This is a genomic window from Citrobacter werkmanii (genome assembly GCF_008693645.1).
Lineage (GTDB): Bacteria > Pseudomonadota > Gammaproteobacteria > Enterobacterales > Enterobacteriaceae > Citrobacter > Citrobacter werkmanii.
This window is the reverse complement of sequence record NZ_CP044101.1, coordinates 3423077-3443179: the sequence shown is the minus strand read 5'-3', so window position 1 is coordinate 3443179 and position 20103 is coordinate 3423077. Positions and strand designations below refer to the sequence as shown.

The 20103-nt window shown below is 50.6% G+C and carries 13 protein-coding genes; 8 read left to right on the top strand and 5 right to left on the bottom strand.

Translation table 11 applies throughout. From position 1 onward, the window contains the following. Positions 1-22 precede the first annotated feature (22 nt). Complete coding sequence (gene nrdA, locus FOB24_RS17315) at positions 23-2308, bottom strand: class 1a ribonucleoside-diphosphate reductase subunit alpha (protein ID WP_087857375.1); 2286 nt, start codon at positions 2306-2308, stop codon at positions 23-25. A 420-nt stretch (positions 2309-2728) separates the two neighbouring features. Beyond that, complete coding sequence (ubiG, locus tag FOB24_RS17310; protein ID WP_038642230.1) at positions 2729-3457, bottom strand: bifunctional 2-polyprenyl-6-hydroxyphenol methylase/3-demethylubiquinol 3-O-methyltransferase UbiG; 729 nt, start codon at positions 3455-3457, stop codon at positions 2729-2731. 158 nt (positions 3458-3615) lie between these two features. Between ubiG and gyrA the strand changes: the two genes are divergently transcribed. From gyrA to FOB24_RS17285, 5 genes are all read left to right on the top strand, one after another. Further along, the gene (gene gyrA, locus FOB24_RS17305) at positions 3616-6252 is read left to right on the top strand and encodes a DNA topoisomerase (ATP-hydrolyzing) subunit A (protein WP_150345229.1); all 2637 of its coding nucleotides are present in this window, start codon (positions 3616-3618) and stop codon (positions 6250-6252) included. A gap of 357 nt (positions 6253-6609) precedes the next feature. Continuing rightward, positions 6610-7131, top strand: a complete 522-nt coding sequence (srlA, locus tag FOB24_RS17300; RefSeq protein WP_006683705.1) for a PTS glucitol/sorbitol transporter subunit IIC — start codon at positions 6610-6612, stop codon at positions 7129-7131. A 9-nt stretch (positions 7132-7140) separates the two neighbouring features. Then, on the top strand, positions 7141-7539 hold the full coding sequence (locus FOB24_RS17295) for a PTS glucitol/sorbitol transporter subunit IIA (protein ID WP_150345228.1): 399 nt from the start codon (positions 7141-7143) through the stop codon (positions 7537-7539). After that, positions 7520-8533 (top strand): PTS glucitol/sorbitol transporter subunit IIB, encoded by a 1014-nt coding sequence (gene srlE / locus FOB24_RS17290; RefSeq protein WP_150345227.1) that lies wholly within the window; start codon positions 7520-7522, stop codon positions 8531-8533. Before FOB24_RS17295 ends, srlE begins: the two co-directional genes overlap by 20 nt. Before the next feature lie 11 nt (positions 8534-8544). Next, positions 8545-9561, top strand: coding sequence for a Gfo/Idh/MocA family protein (locus FOB24_RS17285; RefSeq protein ID WP_150345226.1), 1017 nt, complete (start codon positions 8545-8547; stop codon positions 9559-9561). 93 nt (positions 9562-9654) lie between these two features. Here the strand turns inward: FOB24_RS17285 and FOB24_RS17280 are convergent, their stop codons facing one another. Continuing rightward, a complete protein-coding gene (locus tag FOB24_RS17280) occupies positions 9655-10410 on the bottom strand; it encodes a MurR/RpiR family transcriptional regulator (protein ID WP_150345225.1) in 756 nt (251 codons plus the stop codon). Between the two features lie 365 nt (positions 10411-10775). Here FOB24_RS17280 and rcsC point away from each other — a divergent pair, with 365 nt between their 5' ends. Further along, complete coding sequence (gene rcsC, locus FOB24_RS17270; protein WP_150345224.1) at positions 10776-13622, top strand: two-component system sensor histidine kinase RcsC; 2847 nt, start codon at positions 10776-10778, stop codon at positions 13620-13622. Between the two features lie 87 nt (positions 13623-13709). Here the strand turns inward: rcsC and rcsB are convergent, their stop codons facing one another. After that, complete coding sequence (gene rcsB, locus FOB24_RS17265) at positions 13710-14360, bottom strand: response regulator transcription factor RcsB (protein ID WP_003027592.1); 651 nt, start codon at positions 14358-14360, stop codon at positions 13710-13712. A gap of 16 nt (positions 14361-14376) precedes the next feature. Beyond that, the gene (gene rcsD / locus FOB24_RS17260) at positions 14377-17046 is read right to left on the bottom strand and encodes a phosphotransferase RcsD (RefSeq protein WP_038642214.1); all 2670 of its coding nucleotides are present in this window, start codon (positions 17044-17046) and stop codon (positions 14377-14379) included. A gap of 742 nt (positions 17047-17788) precedes the next feature. Between rcsD and FOB24_RS17255 the strand changes: the two genes are divergently transcribed. Further along, positions 17789-18889 (top strand): porin OmpC, encoded by a 1101-nt coding sequence (locus tag FOB24_RS17255; protein WP_085047845.1) that lies wholly within the window; start codon positions 17789-17791, stop codon positions 18887-18889. A 116-nt stretch (positions 18890-19005) separates the two neighbouring features. Next, positions 19006-20058 (top strand): FAD:protein FMN transferase ApbE, encoded by a 1053-nt coding sequence (apbE, locus tag FOB24_RS17245; protein ID WP_150345223.1) that lies wholly within the window; start codon positions 19006-19008, stop codon positions 20056-20058. The last annotated feature ends 45 nt before the right edge of the window (positions 20059-20103 follow it).

Genomic DNA, 20103 nt, shown 5'->3' with positions numbered 1-20103 from the left:
TAGCGCCACCCGGCAATATTCATCAGATCTTACATGCGCCGCTTTCGCAGCCATCGTCCTGAATGGACGGCACCAGATCGTCCTGAGTATCTTCCGCGCCATCGCGGGTGTTCTGATAATACAGCGTTTTGACGCCAAATTTGTAGGCGGTGAGCAGGTCTTTCAGCAACTGCTGCATCGGCACTTTTCCTGATGGGAAACGCGTCGGATCATAGTTGGTGTTGGCGGAAATCGACTGATCGATAAACTTCTGCATGATACCTACCAGTTGCAGATAACCGTCGTTGCTCGGCATTTCCCACAGCAGTTCGTAGGCGTCGTGCAAGTGTTCGTAGTCCGGCACGACCTGACGCAGAATCCCATCTTTAGACGCTTTGATGCTCACGTAGCCGCGCGGTGGTTCAATACCGTTGGTCGCATTAGAGATCTGCGAAGAGGTTTCCGACGGCATCAGCGCAGAGAGCGTGGAGTTACGCAGGCCGTGCGTCTTGATGGACTCGCGAAGCTGTTCCCAGTCCAGATGCAGCGGCTCGTCAGAGATAGCATCAAGGTCTTTTTTATAGGTATCGATCGGTAAAATACCCTGGGAGTAAGTGGTTTCGTTAAACCACGGGCACGCGCCTTGCTCTTTTGCCAGCTCGTTAGAAGCTTTCAGCAGGTAATACTGAATGGCTTCAAAGGTTTTGTGGGTCAGGTTATTGGCGCTACCGTCAGAATAACGCTTACCGTTTTTCGCCAGCCAGTAGGCGTAGTTGATGACGCCAATACCCAGCGTACGACGGCCCATTGCGCCGCGTTTGGCGGCCGGGATTGGGTAATCCTGATAATCCAGCAGTGCATCCAGCGCGCGTACCGCCAGTACGGCCAGCTCTTCCAGCTCGTCCAGGCTGTTGATAGCACCCAGGTTAAATGCGGATAGCGTACACAGCGCAATTTCGCCGTTTTCGTCGTTCACGTCGGTCAGTGGTTTGGTCGGCAGGGCGATTTCCAGACACAGGTTGGACTGGCGCACCGGCGCAACAACCGGATCAAACGGGCTGTGGGTGTTGCAGTGGTCAACGTTCTGAATGTAGATACGGCCGGTAGAGGCACGTTCCTGCATCATTAGGGAGAAAAGTTCAACCGCTTTCACGCGCTGTTTACGGATGCTGTCGTCGTTTTCATATTGGGTGTACAGACGTTCGAACTCGTCCTGGTCGGCGAAGAACGCATCATACAGGCCCGGGACGTCGGACGGGCTGAACAGGGTGATGTCACCGCCTTTCAGCAGACGGGTATACATCAGCTTGTTGATCTGCACGCCGTAGTCCATATGACGCACGCGGTTGCCTTCAACGCCGCGGTTGTTTTTCAGCACCAGCAGGCTTTCGACTTCCAGATGCCACATCGGGTAGAACAGGGTGGCCGCACCGCCGCGCACGCCGCCTTGCGAGCAGGATTTCACCGCGGTCTGGAAGTGCTTGTAGAACGGAATACAGCCAGTGTGGAACGCTTCACCGCCACGAATCGGGCTACCCAGCGCACGGATGCGGCCGGCGTTGATACCGATACCGGCGCGCTGAGAAACGTATTTCACGATAGCGCTGGAGGTGGCGTTGATGGAATCCAGGCTGTCGCCGCACTCGATCAGTACGCAGGAGCTGAACTGGCGGGTTGGGGTACGCACGCCGGACATAATTGGCGTCGGCAGAGAAATTTTGAACGTTGAAACGGCATCGTAGAAACGTTTTACATATTGCAGACGCGTTTCACGTGGATAGTTAGAGAACAGGCAGGCCGCTACCAGAATGTAGAGGAACTGCGCGCTTTCATAAATCTCACCGGTGACACGGTTTTGCACCAGATATTTACCTTCTAACTGCTTCACCGCTGCATAGGAGAAGGTCATATCACGGTCGTGTACGATGAACGAGTCCATCTGCTTGAACTCTTCTTCCGTGTAGTCTTCCAGCAGATGATTGTCGTATTTGCCCATTTCAACCATTTTCACGACATGGTCGTAAAGTGCAGGCGGTTCAAACTCGCCGTAGGCTTTTTTACGCAGGTGGAAAATGGCCAGGCGGGCAGCCAGGTACTGATAATCCGGTGCCTCGCGGGAGATCAGGTCGGCGGCTGCTTTGATGATCGTCTCATGGATATCGGACGTTTTGATACCGTCATAAAACTGAATATGAGAGCGCAGCTCGACCTGAGAAATCGATACGTTATTCAGTCCTTCTGCCGCCCAATCCAGAACTCGGTGGATTTTGTCGAGATTGATGCGCTCTGTACTACCATCACGCTTTGTCACCAGCAGACTCTGATTCATGTGGTTTTTTACCTGTCCGTGAAAGAAAAAATATCCCCCATATTATCCACAGAGTCATGTTGTGACTAAGTCTGTGGATAAATACTATATGTAGGGGTTGTTTGATAAAATAGACGCTATATGGTGAGTATTCTAGTAGGGATTCTTTTCAGCACAAGAGTTGATTTTGACGTTAAATTGAGGTTGCAAAAGGGTAAGAATCGCTAAGTGCGCGTCTTATAAGGCCTGGCGGGGATGTCAATAATTGAGAAAAAAAATAGAAAATTTGATCGAGTGCTGATTTCTTCATCTAAGGCGAAGAAAGTTCTTATGATCTGGCACAGGAATTGTAGGCCTGATAAGCGAAGCGCCATCAGGCCCTGTTCCTGTCAGCATGCCGAATAGCAGCGTTGGACGCCTTATCCGGCCTACAGGAAGCGGTTAATCAACGCTGGCAGTGGTATGGACCATATAGTTCACATCTACGCCCGGACCGAGTTTAAAGCTGTTGGTGATCGGGTTGTAATGCAGGCCGGTCATATGACGCTCTTTCAGCACGGTCTGATCTACCCACTGTAATAACTCTGCAGGCTTAATAAATTTTTTCACATCATGCGTGCCTTTCGGCACCATGCGCAAAATATATTCCGCTCCGACCACGGCCATCAGCCAGGATTTGCCGTTGCGGTTAAGCGTGGAGAAAAACACTTCGCCGCCCGGTTTGACCAGCCTGGCGCAGGCGCTGACCACCGACTGCGGGTCCGGCACGTGCTCCAGCATTTCCATGCAGGTCACCACGTCATACTGGTGCGCATGTTTTTCCGCGTGCTCTTCGACGGTTTCCTGGACGTACTCGACCTGGATACCGCTCTCCAGCGCATGCAGTTTTGCTACCTGTAACGGTTCAAAGCCCATATCCAGGCCCGTGACGGTTGCGCCTTCGCGCGCCATACTTTCCGCCAGAATGCCGCCGCCGCAGCCGACGTCGAGTACCTTTTTACCAAACAGGCCGCCTGAGCGCTCCGTGATGTAGCCCAGACGCAGCGGGTTAATGCGGTGCAGTGGCTTAAATTCCCCCTCAAGGTCCCACCAGCGTGACGCGACTGCTTCAAACTTGGCAATTTCTTCATGGTCAACGTTGTGACTTACCGGGGGTTTTTCGGCATTCATTGGGGCTTCTACTCCTAAATTTGCGATGCAAATGAGTATATCAGCCTGACGGGATGAATAAAGCCTCTGTCAGGGGGAATCCATTTACCTGAATCTGTGCGAATGTGTTATAATTTGCGACCTTTGAATCCGGGATACAGTAGAGGGATAGCGGTTAGATGAGCGACCTTGCGAGAGAAATTACACCGGTCAACATTGAGGAAGAGCTGAAGAGCTCATATCTGGATTATGCGATGTCGGTCATTGTTGGCCGTGCGCTGCCAGACGTCCGAGATGGCCTGAAACCGGTTCACCGTCGCGTACTTTACGCCATGAACGTATTGGGCAACGACTGGAATAAAGCCTATAAAAAATCTGCCCGTGTCGTTGGTGACGTAATCGGTAAATACCACCCTCATGGTGATACCGCCGTTTACGACACCATTGTTCGTATGGCGCAGCCATTCTCCTTGCGTTACATGCTGGTAGATGGTCAGGGTAACTTTGGTTCTGTCGATGGCGACTCCGCAGCGGCGATGCGTTATACGGAAATCCGTATGTCGAAAATCGCCCATGAGCTGATGGCTGACCTGGAAAAAGAAACGGTTGATTTCGTCGATAACTACGACGGCACCGAACAAATTCCTGACGTCATGCCGACCAAAATTCCTAACCTGCTGGTGAACGGTTCGTCCGGTATCGCGGTAGGTATGGCAACCAACATTCCGCCGCACAACCTGACGGAAGTGATCAACGGCTGTCTGGCATACATTGACGATGAAGACATCAGCATTGAAGGGCTGATGGAGCATATTCCGGGTCCGGACTTCCCGACCGCCGCGATCATTAACGGTCGTCGTGGTATCGAAGAAGCCTACCGTACCGGTCGCGGCAAAGTGTACATTCGCGCCCGCGCGGAAGTCGAAGCCGACGCCAAAACCGGCCGTGAAACCATCATCGTCCATGAAATTCCGTATCAGGTGAACAAAGCGCGCCTGATCGAGAAAATCGCCGAGCTGGTAAAAGACAAACGCGTTGAAGGCATCAGTGCGCTGCGTGACGAGTCTGATAAAGACGGTATGCGCATCGTGATTGAAGTGAAACGCGATGCGGTCGGGGAAGTGGTTCTGAACAACCTTTATTCCCAGACCCAACTGCAGGTTTCTTTCGGTATCAACATGGTTGCGCTGCACCATGGTCAGCCGAAGATCATGAACCTGAAAGATATTATTGCCGCGTTTGTACGTCACCGTCGTGAAGTCGTAACGCGCCGTACTATCTTTGAACTGCGTAAAGCCCGCGACCGTGCGCATATCCTTGAAGCGTTGGCGATTGCGCTGGCGAACATTGACCCAATCATTGAACTGATCCGCCGCGCGCCGACCCCGGCAGAAGCGAAAGCTGCGTTGGTTGCGCGTTCGTGGGAGCTGGGTAACGTGTCCGCCATGCTGGAACGTGCCGGTGATGACGCCGCGCGTCCTGAATGGCTGGAGCCGGAATTTGGCGTGCGTGACGGTCAGTACTACCTGACTGAACAGCAGGCCCAGGCGATTCTGGATCTGCGTTTGCAGAAACTGACCGGCCTTGAGCATGAAAAACTGCTCGACGAATACAAAGAGCTGCTGGAGCAGATCGCTGAACTGCTGCATATTCTGGGCAGCGCAGATCGTCTGATGGAAGTTATCCGTGAAGAGATGGAGCTGATTCGCGAGCAGTTCGGCGACGAACGTCGTACCGAAATCACCGCCAACAGCGCTGACATCAATATCGAAGATCTGATTAGCCAGGAAGATGTTGTCGTGACCTTGTCTCATCAGGGCTACGTGAAATATCAGCCGTTAACCGATTACGAAGCACAGCGTCGTGGCGGTAAAGGCAAATCAGCAGCACGTATTAAAGAAGAAGACTTTATTGACCGCCTGCTGGTGGCCAACACCCATGACACGATCCTCTGCTTCTCCAGCCGTGGTCGTTTGTACTGGATGAAGGTTTATCAGTTGCCGGAAGCCAGCCGTGGCGCGCGTGGACGTCCAATCGTCAACCTGCTGCCATTGGAAGCGAACGAACGTATCACCGCTATTCTGCCGGTACGCGAGTACGAAGAAGGTGTGAACGTCTTTATGGCGACCGCCAGCGGTACCGTGAAGAAAACCGCGCTGACCGAGTTCAGCCGTCCGCGTTCCGCCGGTATCATTGCGGTTAACCTGAACGAAGGCGACGAGCTGATTGGCGTTGACCTGACGTCCGGTAGTGACGAAGTCATGCTGTTCTCTGCCGCGGGTAAAGTAGTGCGCTTTAAAGAAGATGCCGTTCGTGCGATGGGTCGTACCGCGACCGGCGTACGCGGTATCAAGCTGGCAGGCGAAGACAAAGTCGTTTCTCTGATTATTCCGCGCGGCGAAGGCGCTATCCTGACCGTGACGCAAAACGGCTACGGTAAGCGTACCGCGGCAGAAGAGTATCCGACCAAGTCTCGTGCGACTCAGGGCGTTATCTCCATCAAAGTGACCGAGCGCAACGGATCTGTTGTTGGCGCGGTACAGGTTGAAGATACCGACCAGATCATGATGATCACCGATGCAGGTACGCTGGTGCGTACTCGCGTGTCGGAAATCAGCGTAGTAGGGCGTAACACCCAGGGCGTGATCCTCATCCGTACTGCGGAAGATGAAAACGTCGTGGGTCTGCAACGCGTTGCTGAGCCGGTTGATGATGAAGAACTCGACTCCATCGACGGAAGTGCCGCTGAGGGCGACGAGGATATCGCGCCTGAAGCAGAAACCGATGATGATGCGGCGGACGACGCAGAAGAGTAATTCAGTATTTTAATACTGCACAAAAGGGAGGCTTTGCCTCCCTTTTTTACGTTCTGAATATTCCCTTTCCCATCAGCTAATTATCCTTTATCCGCTTGCTGCAGGCTTCATGTATAAAAATACAAAAATAAATGAATAATTATAGTTTCGTGAGAGTGCTCACTGTTTGTTCACACTTTTACCGCTAACGTTATTCTGTCCACTAAAAGAATTTTAAGATCCGTTGTGAACAGGAGACCGACAAATTATTTAAGAAAAAACACCTGAAGTGTGAAAGAGAAATGCGTTGGCTGCCTCAGTCTGTCAGTTCACCTCTGACGGATGAATATACTTTTACCTCGGCGTTGGGAGTTAACTATGATAGTTGAAATTGCGGAAGGTTTTATCCATCTTTTTCAGAGTGCTGGCAAGATATTCTCCGGGATGATCGTCAGCACTATTCCGATGTTAATAACGCTAATTCTGACGGTTAATTTCATTATGAAGTTAATAGGTCAGCAGCGGATGGAAAAAGTCGCCACCCTGATGGGTAAATCAAAAATATTAACCTACGGAATATTGCCCAGTTTTGCCTGGTTCTTCCTGAGCAGTCCCGGCGCGCTGACCATGGGCAAATTCCTGCCAGAACGGTGTAAGCCCGCTTATCAGGATGCGCTGGGCAGTACCGTTCACCCGCTGACCTCGCTGTTTCCCCACATTGTGCCATCTGAACTCTTTATCTGGCTGGGCGTAGCTGCGGGGATTACCCGACTCGACCTTCCCGTTGCCGATCTGGCATTGCGTTATATCGCGGCAGGTATTCTGCTTGGATTTATCCGCGGTTTTCTTACCGAATATATCTTCACCAGGCTGGAGAAGCGTGAACTTAATCAGGAATAAGGAAAAAAAATGAAAGTACTATTTTCGGCTGACGTCGTAAAAGCTGGAAAGAAAGTAGAAGAGGGATTGCTTAGTGGCATGCTGATAACGTTTAACGATCGCGCCCCGGAAGATTATCTCGATTATGTGCTGGTAATTAAGAATATTGTTTGTAATAGCGCGCCATTACAAAAAACAGCGAACTACGTTTTACAGATTAATAACCAGATATGGAGTATCACCTGCTGGGGAGATGCGGCGTGGCAAAACTTATGTGAGCTGGGGCATATGACAGTGGTATTTGACGGGGCAGAAAAGCCAATCGCCTATGGTTCATTACACGTAAAAAGCGATTGCCCGCCTGCCGTGAATGAATTAACGGGCCCATTGACAATAATGAGGAAAACCGATGAAAACCGTGCTGATTAAAAAAGGTCATTCAGGGATTGGCGATGATATGTATTTATCTCGCGATACCAGCAAAGTCATCTTGTCGCTCACCGGGAAAAGCATTGACCCGATTGCCAAAAAATTGGGTGATATGCTGGAGATGCCGGTTGTTAACGGCTTTGATGCGATGCCGGATGATAAGAAAATCCTCTGCGTGGTGATCAACTGCGGCGGTTCATTGCGCTGCGGCATCTACCCACAAAAAAGAATCAAGACCATCAATATTCTCCCCACCGGCGCGATGGGGCCGCTGGCGAAGTATATCACCGAGGATATCTACATTTCTGATGTCAGCAGTGAATCGCTATCGCTGATTGAAACGTTTAATCAGCCGGTCACTGCCCAAGAGGTTGATGTTGTTGAACCTCTGTCCGCTGGTGATGCTTCGGTGGCCGTCAGTCGCCAGGGGGATACCAAACCGCGCGGTTCGGCGACCAACACCGCACTGGAGTTGATGACCCGATTTGCGACGGGGATAGGCAACTTTGTCAGCCTGCTCTATACCTCCGCGCGCGAGTCGGTTGAGCTGTGCATTAAAAACGTTATTCCGTTTATGGCTTTTATCTCCGTGCTGATTGCTCTGGTGCAGGAAACGGCAATTGGTCAGTGGGCCGGGAATACGCTGTCACCGCTTGCCGGATCGTTAACCGGTCTGTTTGTGATCGCGATTATCTGCGGCTTACCGTTTATCTCGCCGATTCTGGCTCCGGGGGCGGCCATAGCACAGGTGGTGGGCGTGCTGGTGGGGACGCTCATCGGCAGCGGAGTGGTTTCACCCCTGATGGCGTTGCCGGCGCTGTTTGCGATAAATGTCCAGGTAGGCGCTGACTTTATTCCCGTTGGGCTTTCTATGCAGGAGGCGAAAGAGAAAACCATTCGCCTTGGTGTACCGGCTTTCCTGCTGTCACGAATGATTACCGCACCTCTGGCGGTGGCTATCGGCTATCTGTTTTCTTTTGGTTTGTTTAACTGAGGAATCGTGTCATGAACAAAATCAATGCCGCGGTGGTTGGCGCGGGAATTTACGGCAAACACCATATCAATGCTTATCACTATAATCCGTGGGTGAATCTGGTCGGGTTTTGCGAAATCAACCCGGAAATCCGGGCCAGCGTGGCGCAGGAGTTTCACACTCCCGGCTTTGCATCGCTGGCAGAATTGTTTGCCGCCACGCAGGTCGATTTGGTGTCGATCGCCACCCCGGATCCGTTCCACTTTGATGCTACGATTGAGTCCATCACCGCTGGCAAACATGTGCTGATTGAAAAACCGATGGCGACAACCTCGGCGGAATGTCGGGAGATTATTCTCTGTGCCGCAGAGCATGGGGTGAAAATCGGCGTTGATTACCACAAGCGCTGGGACGGGATGGCGCAACATATTCATCATGAGCTGCTGAAGCCGGAAACCGGACAGGTACTGCGTGGCTATATGAGCATGGATGACATCATAGACGTGCCAAAAAACTGGTTATCGTGGGCGAACGAGAGCTCTCCGGTCCATTTCCTCGGTACTCACTGTTTTGATTTAATTCGCTATTATATGAACGGCGCTAACGCGGTAAGTGTCTATGCGATAGGACAGAAGAAGAAACTGGTGGCTGAAGGCATCGATTCCTGGGATACCATTCAGTCGTTTGTTACGTTTGAAAATGGTGCGCAATGGACGGTGGAAGTAGGGTGGTGTTTACCTCCAACGTTCCCCAAAGCCAATGATGGTCGGAGTTTTGTGATCACTGAAAATAACTATTATCGTGCGGATGCGCAGTTGCGCGGTTATGAAATGTTTACCCCACAGCGTAGCGCGACACCAAATTATAACTTCATTAATTACGTTAATAATAAGGCCAGCGGATATGGAATTCAGCCAATACATGATTTTGTGGAACACATATTATTTGATACGCCGTATCTGGCAACAGCTGACGATGGGCTACAGGCGACGTTAATCTGTGAGGCGGTGCATCATTCGTTATCAACAGGGAAGATTGTGCAGTTGTAATTAATCTGGTTTTCACGTCTCATAAACATTCTTTTTGGCTTTAATTTCTATGATTAAAGCAGGGTATCTTATTCCCCCTGACCCTGCCAACGATCATCGTTTATGGGACGTCTTTTCATTATTCATATTCAGATAGCAATATTGCAGGGCATGAAAAAAAAGCGTATGCAGTGACATTTTCAACGCGGCGAAACTCAGAGGGCTGACGCTGGATTGCGGGGTGTAGAGCGTCACATCGGCCAGTGATGTACCGCTCTGATGGCAGGCGACGGCCAGCGAGGCGGCTTCATGCTCGCGAATCAATGTAATCAACTGGTTATCTGGCTCATCCTTAGGGCCCGGCAGCAGGATGACGGAATCACAATCTGTCAGGCTGTTGGCTAACAGCGAATCGGCGTTTTGATACTCAACGGGAATACACACCTTACCAATATCACTATAGTCCTGAATAATATTACTGAGCAGAGAGCCGAGTTCCCGTGAGTGACAAAAATAAAGATTACGACTGGAACTGATAATTTCAAAGAAAGTATTAATTGCCGCTGGGTTATTATTGTTAATAAATTCACTGAGAATAATATTGTTCCTGGCCGCCTGCGCCGGAAGCAGGGCGGCGGGCTCACTACGCAGACACTTAATTAAATCATATTTAAAGGAAGTAAAACCGGTATAACCGAGAGCCTGGGCAAAACGAACAATAGACGGTTGGCTGGTATGGGTCTTTTTTGATATTGCTGTCGAGGTCAGTTTTTCTGCACCTGATAATGTAGCCAGAATGTAACGGCTAATAGTTTGTTCCGTGTGTGAGCCCGTTTTTACCAGTAACTGAAGCTGTTCGATAATGTTCATTGAGGTCCCTCGGTTTTGTTTATTATGACATATACACTTTTTCCTTCAAGTTACCTCTGTGGCGCTCGCGGACTCGTGCACGCGCAGGGGAGTAGACGATGTTCTGCGTGTCGTTAAGCAGGGTAAGGCGCGAAGCGTTTTTTCTCATTTTCAGATAAGACTGCTGAACGGCTGGCGATTTCTACGATATAAACAAGAGAAGTCATCGGCGCAGAAATTGTTCGGTGGTGTAAACGTCGCGGGGTTAAGACAACGGTTTCAGAGCGGTGTATCATATTCCCGTAAAGAGAGGGCATTGCGACGCCGGACATTTACCGCTACCTTAACCACACTCTATTAATGCCCTGAGGCGGAGCTTCGCCCCTTTGAAATACCTTGCTTCCGTTCATTCAACCCTAAAAGTCTCACGCTACCTGTTCAGAGCGTTGGCGCTCCTGATCTGGTGTCTGATCGCTTTTGCCTCCGTGTTCTACATTGTGAACGCGCTGCACCAGAGAGAGTCTGAGATCCATCAGGAACTTAACCTCAGCTCCGATCAGGCCCAGCGTTATATCCAGCGCACATCGGATGTTATTAAAGAGCTGAAATATATTGCCGAGAATCGCTTAACGGCGGAAAACGGCGTGATGTCGCTGCGGGCGCGGGATGACAAAACCGTCGTACCTAATTTTGAGCCGCTGTTTGCCGACTCCGACTGTTCGGTGATGGGCAACGCCTGGCGAGGTTCTCTGGAGTCGCTGGCGTGGTTTATGCGCTACTGGCGCGACAATTTTTCTGCTGCCTATGATTTGAATCGCGTATTCCTGATCGGCAGCGATAATCTCTGTATGGCGAACTTTGGTCTGCGTGAGATGCCCGTCGAACGTGACCAGGCCCTGAAAGCGCTGCATGAGCGCATTATTAAGTATCGCAATGCGCCGCAGGATGAAAACGGTAATAACCTGTTCTGGATTAGCCAGGGGCCGCGTCCTGGAGTGGGCTATTTCTATGCGCTGACGCCGGTTTATCTTGCCAACCGTTTGCAGGCGCTGCTGGGCGTGGAACAACCTATTCGCATGGAGAACTTCTTCACGCCGGGCAGTTTGCCGATGGGGGTGACCATTCTCGATGAAAATGGCCATGCGCTGATTTCGCTCACCGGCCCTGAGGGGAATATTAAGGCTGAACCACGCTGGATGCAGGAGCGTTCCTGGTTTGGCTATACGCCGGGTTTTCGCGATCTGGTGCTGAAGAAAAATCTGCCGCCGTCATCGCTGAGCATTGTGTACTCTGTTCCGGTTGATCTGGTGCTGGAGCGGATCCGCATGATGATCCTGAACGCTATTCTGCTGAATGTGCTGGTCGGCGCGGCATTGTTTATGCTTACGCGTATGTATGAGCGGCGTATTTTTATTCCTGCGGAAAGCGATGCTCAGCGCCTGGAGGAACACGAGCAATTTAACCGTAAAATCGTGGCTTCCGCGCCGGTGGGAATTTGTATTTTGCGCACGCTGGATGGCATTAACATCCTGAGTAATGAACTGGCGCATACCTATCTGAACATGCTGACGCATGAAGACCGGCAACGGTTAACGCAAATCATCTGCGGCCAGCAGGTTAATTTTGTCGATGTGCTGACCAGTAACAATACCAATCTGCAAATCAGCTTTGTGCATTCGCGCTATCGCAATGAAAACGTGGCAATTTGCGTCCTGGTTGACGTCAGTGCGCGCGTTAAAATGGAAGAGTCGTTGCAGGAGATGGCCCAGGCGGCGGAACAGGCGAGTCAGTCCAAATCGATGTTCCTTGCGACAGTGAGCCATGAGCTGCGTACGCCGCTGTATGGCATTATCGGTAACCTCGATTTGTTGCAAACCAAAGAGTTACCCAACGGGGTGGATCGCCTGGTGACGGCGATGAATAACTCTTCCAGCCTGCTGTTGAAAATTATCAGCGATATTCTCGATTTCTCGAAAATTGAATCTGAACAGTTGAAGATTGAACCGCGCGAGTTCTCACCGCGTGAAGTGATGAGCCATATTACGGCAAACTATCTGCCGCTGGTGGTGCGTAAGCAGTTGGGATTGTACTGTTTTATCGACCCGGATGTGCCCGTCGCGTTGAATGGCGATCCTATGCGTTTACAGCAGGTGATCTCCAATCTGCTGAGTAACGCGATCAAGTTTACCGATACCGGCTGCATTGTGCTGCATGTGCAGTGTGACGGTGATTACCTCAGTATCCGTGTGCGTGATACCGGGGTGGGTATCCCCGCCAAAGAAGTGGTCCGTTTGTTCGATCCTTTCTTCCAGGTGGGCACTGGCGTACAGCGTAATTTCCAGGGAACCGGGCTCGGTTTGGCTATCTGTGAAAAACTGATCAGCATGATGGATGGCGACATTTCCGTTGATTCAGAACCGGGAATGGGCAGCCAGTTTACGCTCCGTATTCCTCTTTATGGCGCCCAGTATCCGCAGAAAAAAGGCGTAGAAGGACTGGCTGGCACCCGTTGCTGGCTGGCGGTGCGTAACGCATCGCTGTATCGCTTTGTCGAATCCAGTCTGATGCGTAACGGGGTGACCGTGCTGCGTTATGAGGGGCAGCGCCCGGATGCTGATGACTTGTTGGTTGCCGATGATGTGCTGGAACAGGTGTGGCAAGGACGTGCCGCGGTGATTTTCTGCCGTCGCCATATTGGGATTCCGTTGGAAAGGGGGCCAGGGGAGTGGGTGCACAGCGTGGCGTCACCGCACGAACTGCCCGCGCTGCTGGCGCATATTTACAGCGTTGATCTGGGGAGTGAAGAACTCTCGACGGCGCTACCCGCTCCGGATAAAGTCGGCGCTACCAACGATGACATGATGATACTGGTGGTCGACGATCATCCTATCAACCGGCGTTTACTGGCCGATCAACTGGGATCGTTGGGATATCAGTGTAAAACGGCGAATGACGGTGTCGATGCCCTCAATGTACTGAGTAAAAACCATATCGACATCGTGCTGAGCGACGTCAACATGCCAAACATGGATGGTTATCGCCTGACTCAGCGCATCCGCCAGTTAGGTTTAACGTTGCCGGTTGTGGGCGTGACGGCAAACGCGCTGGCTGAAGAGAAGCAGCGGTGTCTGGAATCCGGTATGGATAGCTGTCTTTCCAAGCCAGTGACATTAGATGTATTGAAGCAAACGCTGACGGTCTATGCGGAAAGAGTGAGGAAGGCGCGGGGATAAAGATGCCGGATAGCGGGGTTTGCCTTACCAGGCCTACGGAACAAACTGTTCGTAGGCCTGATAAACGCAGTGCCATCAGGCAGTTAATTACTCTTTATCTGAAGGACTCAGCGTCACGGAAGAGAGGTAATTCAACAGCGCGATATCGTTTTCCACACCGAGTTTCATCATCGCCGATTTTTTCTGGCTGCTGATGGTTTTAATACTGCGGTTGAGCTTTTTGGCAATTTCAGTCACCAGGAAACCTTCGGCAAACAGGCGCAGAACTTCGCTCTCTTTCGGTGACAGGCGTTTGTCGCCATAGCCACTGGCGCTGATTTTTTCCAGCAGACGAGAAACGCTTTCCGGAGTAAATTTCTTCCCCTTTTGCAGCGCGGCCAGCGCTTTCGGCAGGTCTGTTGGCGCGCCTTGCTTCAGGACAATCCCTTCAATATCGAGATCCAGCACCGCGCTCAGGATGGCCGGGTTATTGTTCATGGTCAGCACAATAATTGACAGGCTCGGGAAATGGCGCTTGATGTATTTTATTAACGTGATCCCATCACCGTATTTATCTCCCGGCATGGAGAGGTCGGTAATCAACACATGAGCATCTAACTTAGGCAAATTGTTGATCAGTGCTGTGGAGTCTTCAAATTCGCCGACAACATTAACCCACTCGATCTGTTCAAGTGATTTACGAATACCGAACAGTACAATCGGGTGGTCATCGGCAATAATTACGTTCATAGTGTTCATGTATTGGGCTACCTTGCTACAGCAAGCTCTTGACGTATGCGTCAATGTCGCTGATGTATTTTTCTATACCTGGAGCATCTTTCTCTTGAATAAGATGTTCCAGCGCTTCACATAACTGCTTGCCGGGTACCAGATTAAGCATGGCAAACACGCCTTTCAGGCGATGAGCCGTTTGGGCTAACGCAGCGAAATCACTGATTGCTGCCTCAGTATACAACCTCTTAACATCATCCGGTACTGTGTCTACAAAGAGTGCATAGTAACCGCTGGCATGAAGTTCGGCGTTTGCATCTCCGCCGAGGGGGAGCTCCTGGAGCTCTTCTTGTGCCAACTGCTCTTCTATCAGCTCGAGGACAGCTTCCTGCATAGCATTGCTCATATTAAAGTTGACGCGCAGCTGGCCGGGGCCAATTTTCCGTACGCCAGACTCATCATCGCTTAAAAGCAAGCCCGAGGCAGTAAGATTAGACGGATTATCTGTTAAAAAGAGATCATATTCTTGACTATTCAACCGTTCGTCGGGCGTGATGCAGGTTGCCCCCCAGTTTTCCAGTTGACGTAATACGATGCTCCGTACGTCATTAGAGGTCACATCAACCATCACGCAGACGTCATCTAACAGGCGCTCTTCACTATCAGCATGTTGATCGTGCAGTGGCATTTTAACATGGACTATATAACGTGTTCCAAGCTCTTCCCGCGCTTTAATGTTCAGGTGTCCACCCAGCTTACGGGCTAACTGATCGCACAGCCAAAACGTTAACGGGTTGGCTTTGCCATAACGATCGCCTTGTGTGTCATTAATGAACGGGAAATGCAGGTTATCAACTTCCTGTAGCGTGACGCCTTCCCCGGTATCCAGAATGCGGAAGGTCAGACGTTCAGCTTCCGATTCATCCTGATCGACCTCCAGTGTGATTTTACCAATCTGCGTGGTGGTTACCGCATATTGAATCAGCAACAGCAAAATACGACGCAGGGCATCGCGGTCGCCACGGCGTTCGTCATGAGCGCTAAGGTGATTTTTAATCAGTAGCTGCAGCCCTTTACGCTTAATGGCCGGCAACACCTCCGGGACCACGTCGTCAATCAACGCCTGCACGGAAAACAGCGTCGATTCACCTTTCCAGGCGTCGCTTTCCAGCAAGTTAGCCAACTGGATTTCATCCACCATGCGAACCAGAACGTCGGCCTGATTGGCCAGTTTTTGGCTGTCGGGGGTATTGAGCGCGGCGGCATTAGCAGCCAGTGTTTTAGCCGGGTCCTTCAGCGCATTACCAATATTCTGCATAAAGGCCGCGCGGGCCTGCTGGTTTTTCTCATACAGCCGCTGCGCTTGCTTCAACTTCTTATTAACCAGTACTTCACGGTCCTGGTCACGAATGATAAAGATCTGCGTTCGCGATGAGATCTGGCTGCGAAACAGCCTGATTTCATACAGTTCATTATTGATAGTGGCCTGAATAACGCCCTGATGTTGTTCCGCCATACTGGTAATATTTTGCAGATTTAAATGCGGCAGCAGGTGGTCGGCAATTTTATTGCTAATTACCGTGCGGTTGGCTTCTTGATCGTGCACCAGCAATCCCAGCGGCAGCAGGGAAACAATCTCTTCATTGATCGCACGCAGGATCCGCAATTCATTATTTGCCGCATGATTTGGCGCCACTTCGGTTGAACGGGCAGGGAGGTGACGAAAGGTGGTATAACCAAACAGCGCCAGGGCCAGCAACGCGATGTTCAGTAACAGCGGCAGCAGAATGTTTTGCAGCGTATCGAGTAGCAATGAGCCAAATGGAACCTGCCAGACCAGCCGCATATCCGTCGTGTCCAGCGCCGATGAGATCTCAATTTTACTGTTGTTGAAGCTAATACTGACGCTGTCAGGCGACTCTTTTTCATTGACGTGTTCAGTCGTTGAACTGGCATCAGGGACCAGATGGAAACTGTCCAGCGGCATGCCGGCAGGGATCAGGTCATTAATCGGCAGGTCAAAGGCGACAACCGTTGCCAGATGTCCCGGCTGATTAAAGGTCGTGCGCAGCGTGAAGTAATGTCCGTTTTGCCAGACCAGGCGGCGCAGCGACGAGAAGCTTTCGCGCTCATCCAGCGCATTGGCCTGCTGCAACATTTCAGCGCGCCGGGAGTCGACAATATTACCGATCGTCGATTCCTTAAAGCCGGAAGTCAGATCTTTTAGCGGCAATGTTGAGATAAGGATCAGGCTATTGTCCTGACCATTAAGGTAATACATTGACCATGGAATATTTTCCGCGCCCCACAGCGTATCCAGATAGGTTGAGATTCGTTGGGTCATCTCCAGCGTAGAGCTGTCATGTGAGCCGAAAATCAGCGCCTCGGTTTTTCTGCGAGGTTTTTCAAGATAGTAGACATCTTGTTTCAGGCGAGTTTCCTGCAGCCCTTCTGCGCCAGGCGAGCTCGGCGTGGCGGCAATATTGTCATAAATTTGCCAGGTCACGTATCGCCAGGTATCGACCCTTTTATGAATGGCATGGGTGATATCGACAATCTGATAGCTCTTATCCTTTAGCCAGGTATTGACGGCGCTCTGGACCATGACGCCCATCATCACCAACAGCACCACGATCAGTAATAAGAAGTAACGGGTAATATTTCCCGGTAGTAGGGAGAATCGGGTAGAAGCCGTTGTGTCAGACTGACTCATTCGTGTTTATGACCTGTTAAACGACGCGAAAGTTGAAGGGGCAGTATAAAGGGTAATGTATGAATTGCCATACCTGGACCATGCCACAGAGTTTGCATTGTCTACGTCACATTTTGCTGCAACCCCCCGATGGTGCAAAAGTGTACAGCGGATAATAACGGGTACAAATATTTTGTAGTGAATGTATACATTTAGCATTAAATAACAAGAAATTAATAATAAGGTTTATTTCTGATCTCGACGTGACGGGATGATTAATAGACGTGATAGTTTTTCATCGGTAGCACAGAGCAGTCAGCTTTGTGTAAAGAAGAGTAAAAAAAAACCGAACGCAGAGCATTCGGTTGAAATAGGGGTAAACAGACATTCATGAATGAATGACGGTAATAAATAAAGTTAATGATGATAGCGAGTCTATTTTAGTTGCGAGTGAAGATTTTTTTTTATCATTCAGTGCTATGGTTGCCATTTGTTTAATTTATTGATTTATATATATTTTATAATGATTCTTGACTATTTGTGCTTATTCTCTCCATTTCCTTAATTAAAAAAAGTTCCCTTTTGTTAATATTTTGAAACATCTACATAGATAAATGAAACATCTTTAAAGTATTAGTATCATATTCGTGTTGGATTATTCTGTGTTTTTGCGGAGAATGAAGTTGCCGACTGGTTAATGAGGGTTAGCCAGTGAGCAGTGGCATAAAAAAGCAATAAAGGCATATAACAGAGGGTTAATAACATGAAAGTTAAAGTACTGTCCCTCCTGGTACCGGCTCTGCTGGTAGCAGGCGCAGCAAATGCGGCTGAAATTTACAACAAAGACGGCAACAAATTAGACCTGTACGGTAAAGTCGATGGTCTGCACTATTTCTCTGATGACTCTTCTAAAGATGGTGATCAGACCTATATGCGTATCGGCTTCAAAGGCGAAACCCAGGTTAACGACCAACTGACCGGTTACGGCCAGTGGGAATACCAGATCATGGGTAACTCCTCTGAAAACGAAAACAACGCCTGGACCCGTGTGGCGTTTGCTGGTCTGAAGTTCGCTGATGCAGGTTCTTTCGACTACGGTCGTAACTACGGCGTGGTTTACGACGTAACGTCCTGGACCGACGTTCTGCCGGAATTCGGTGGCGACACTTACACTTCTGACAACTTCATGCAGCAGCGTGGTAACGGCTTCGCGACCTACCGTAACACCGACTTCTTCGGTCTGGTTGATGGCCTGAACTTTGCCATTCAGTACCAGGGTAAAAACGGTAGCCCGGAAGGCGAAGGCATGACGGGTGTGACCGGCAACGGTCGTGATGCACTGAATCAGAACGGCGACGGCGTTGGCGGATCTATCACCTATGATATCGGTGAAGGCTTCTCCCTGGGTACTGCAGTCACCAGCTCTAAACGTACTGACGAGCAGAACAAGCTGAACTTCGGTACTGGCGATCGTGCTGAAACTTACACTGGTGGTCTGAAATACGACGCGAACAACGTGTACCTGGCAGCACAGTACACCCAGACCTACAACGCAACGCGTGCGGGTAAGTTGGGCTGGGCTAACAAAGCGCAGAACTTCGAAGCTGTTGCGCAGTACCAGTTCGACTTCGGTCTGCGTCCGTCTGTGGCTTACCTGCAGTCTAAAGGTAAAGACCTGAACAATGGTTACGGTGACCAGGACATCGTGAAATATGTTGATGTTGGCGCAACCTACTACTTCAACAAAAACATGTCCACCTATGTTGATTACAAAATCAACCTGCTGGATGACAACCAGTTCACCCGTGATGCTGGCATCTCTACCGATGATATCGTAGCACTGGGCCTGGTTTACCAGTTCTAATCTGCGCTTATTATTGTTAAAAGGCCCTGCGGGGCCTTTTTTAATGCTTTTTTTCCGCCGTACAAACAACGATTTTTGGTGTACTCTTGCGCTCGTTCGCATGAGGATAATTACGTATGGAAATGAATTTTTATCGCGCAGCGCTGCTGGCTGTGACGATCTTTTTTGTCGGGTGCGATGAGGCCCCGAAACCGGCTCAGACCGCTCAATCCGCCACCGTTCTGGAAGGTAAAACGATGGGCACCTTCTGGCGGGTCAGCGCGGTGGGCGTGGATGCCAAACGCGCCAGGGAGTTGCAGGCGAAGATCCAGACTCAGCTTGATGCTGACGATCAGCTTCTTTCAACCTATAAAAATGATTCTGCCCTGATGCGCTTTAATCTGTCGAAAAGCTTGTCGCCGTGGCCGGTCAATGACGCTATGGCGGATATCGTCACGTCGGCGCTGAGAATTGGCGCGAAAACCGATGGGGCGATGGATATCACCGTGGGACCGTTGGTCAACCTGTGGGGTTTCGGTCCGGATCAGCAACCCGTACACATTCCCACTCAGGAGCAAATTGACGCCGCAAAAGCGCAAACCGGACTTTCACATTTGAAAGTGATTAATGAGGCTCATCGGGATTACCTGCAAAAAGACTTGCCGGATCTGTATGTGGATCTGTCTACCGTTGGTGAAGGTTATGCCGCCGATCATCTGGCGCGACTGATGGAGCAAGAGGGGATCGCTCGTTATCTGGTTTCCGTTGGCGGTGCGCTAAACAGCCGTGGTATGAATGCGGAAGGTCATCCATGGCGGGTGGCGATCCAGAAACCCACCGATCGAGAAAACGCGGTGCAAGCGGTTGTCGACATTAACGGGCACGGCATCAGTACCTCCGGTAGCTACCGTAACTATTACGAGCTGGACGGTAAACGCCTGTCGCATGTTATCGATCCGCAAACGGGGCGTCCGATCGAACACAATCTGGTGTCTGTGACGGTGATAGCCCCTACGGCGCTGGAGGCTGACGGCTGGGATACCGGTTTGATGGTGCTCGGCCCGGAAAAGGCCAAAGAGGTGGTGCGTCGTGAAGGGCTGGCGGTGTATATGATTATGAAAGAGGGGCAAGGGTTTAAAACCTGGATGTCGCCGCAGTTTAAAAGCTTTCTGCTCAGCGAAAAAAATTAAAAAGCAAGATTGCGGGTTTTTATACCTGGCTATCAGGACACACTG

Coding starts and splice junctions, on each gene's coding strand:
- rcsB (WP_003027592.1), bottom strand. CDS start 14,360: ATGAACACTATGAACGTAATTATTGCCGATGACCACCCGATTGTACTG.
- ubiG (WP_038642230.1), bottom strand. CDS start 3,457: ATGAATGCCGAAAAACCCCCGGTAAGTCACAACGTTGACCATGAAGAA.
- FOB24_RS17295 (WP_150345228.1), top strand. CDS start 7,141: ATGAAAGTACTATTTTCGGCTGACGTCGTAAAAGCTGGAAAGAAAGTA.
- apbE (WP_150345223.1), top strand. CDS start 19,006: ATGGAAATGAATTTTTATCGCGCAGCGCTGCTGGCTGTGACGATCTTT.
- FOB24_RS17280 (WP_150345225.1), bottom strand. CDS start 10,410: ATGAACATTATCGAACAGCTTCAGTTACTGGTAAAAACGGGCTCACAC.
- FOB24_RS17285 (WP_150345226.1), top strand. CDS start 8,545: ATGAACAAAATCAATGCCGCGGTGGTTGGCGCGGGAATTTACGGCAAA.
- FOB24_RS17255 (WP_085047845.1), top strand. CDS start 17,789: ATGAAAGTTAAAGTACTGTCCCTCCTGGTACCGGCTCTGCTGGTAGCA.
- nrdA (WP_087857375.1), bottom strand. CDS start 2,308: ATGAATCAGAGTCTGCTGGTGACAAAGCGTGATGGTAGTACAGAGCGC.
- rcsD (WP_038642214.1), bottom strand. CDS start 17,046: ATGAGTCAGTCTGACACAACGGCTTCTACCCGATTCTCCCTACTACCG.
- srlA (WP_006683705.1), top strand. CDS start 6,610: ATGATAGTTGAAATTGCGGAAGGTTTTATCCATCTTTTTCAGAGTGCT.
- gyrA (WP_150345229.1), top strand. CDS start 3,616: ATGAGCGACCTTGCGAGAGAAATTACACCGGTCAACATTGAGGAAGAG.
- srlE (WP_150345227.1), top strand. CDS start 7,520: ATGAAAACCGTGCTGATTAAAAAAGGTCATTCAGGGATTGGCGATGAT.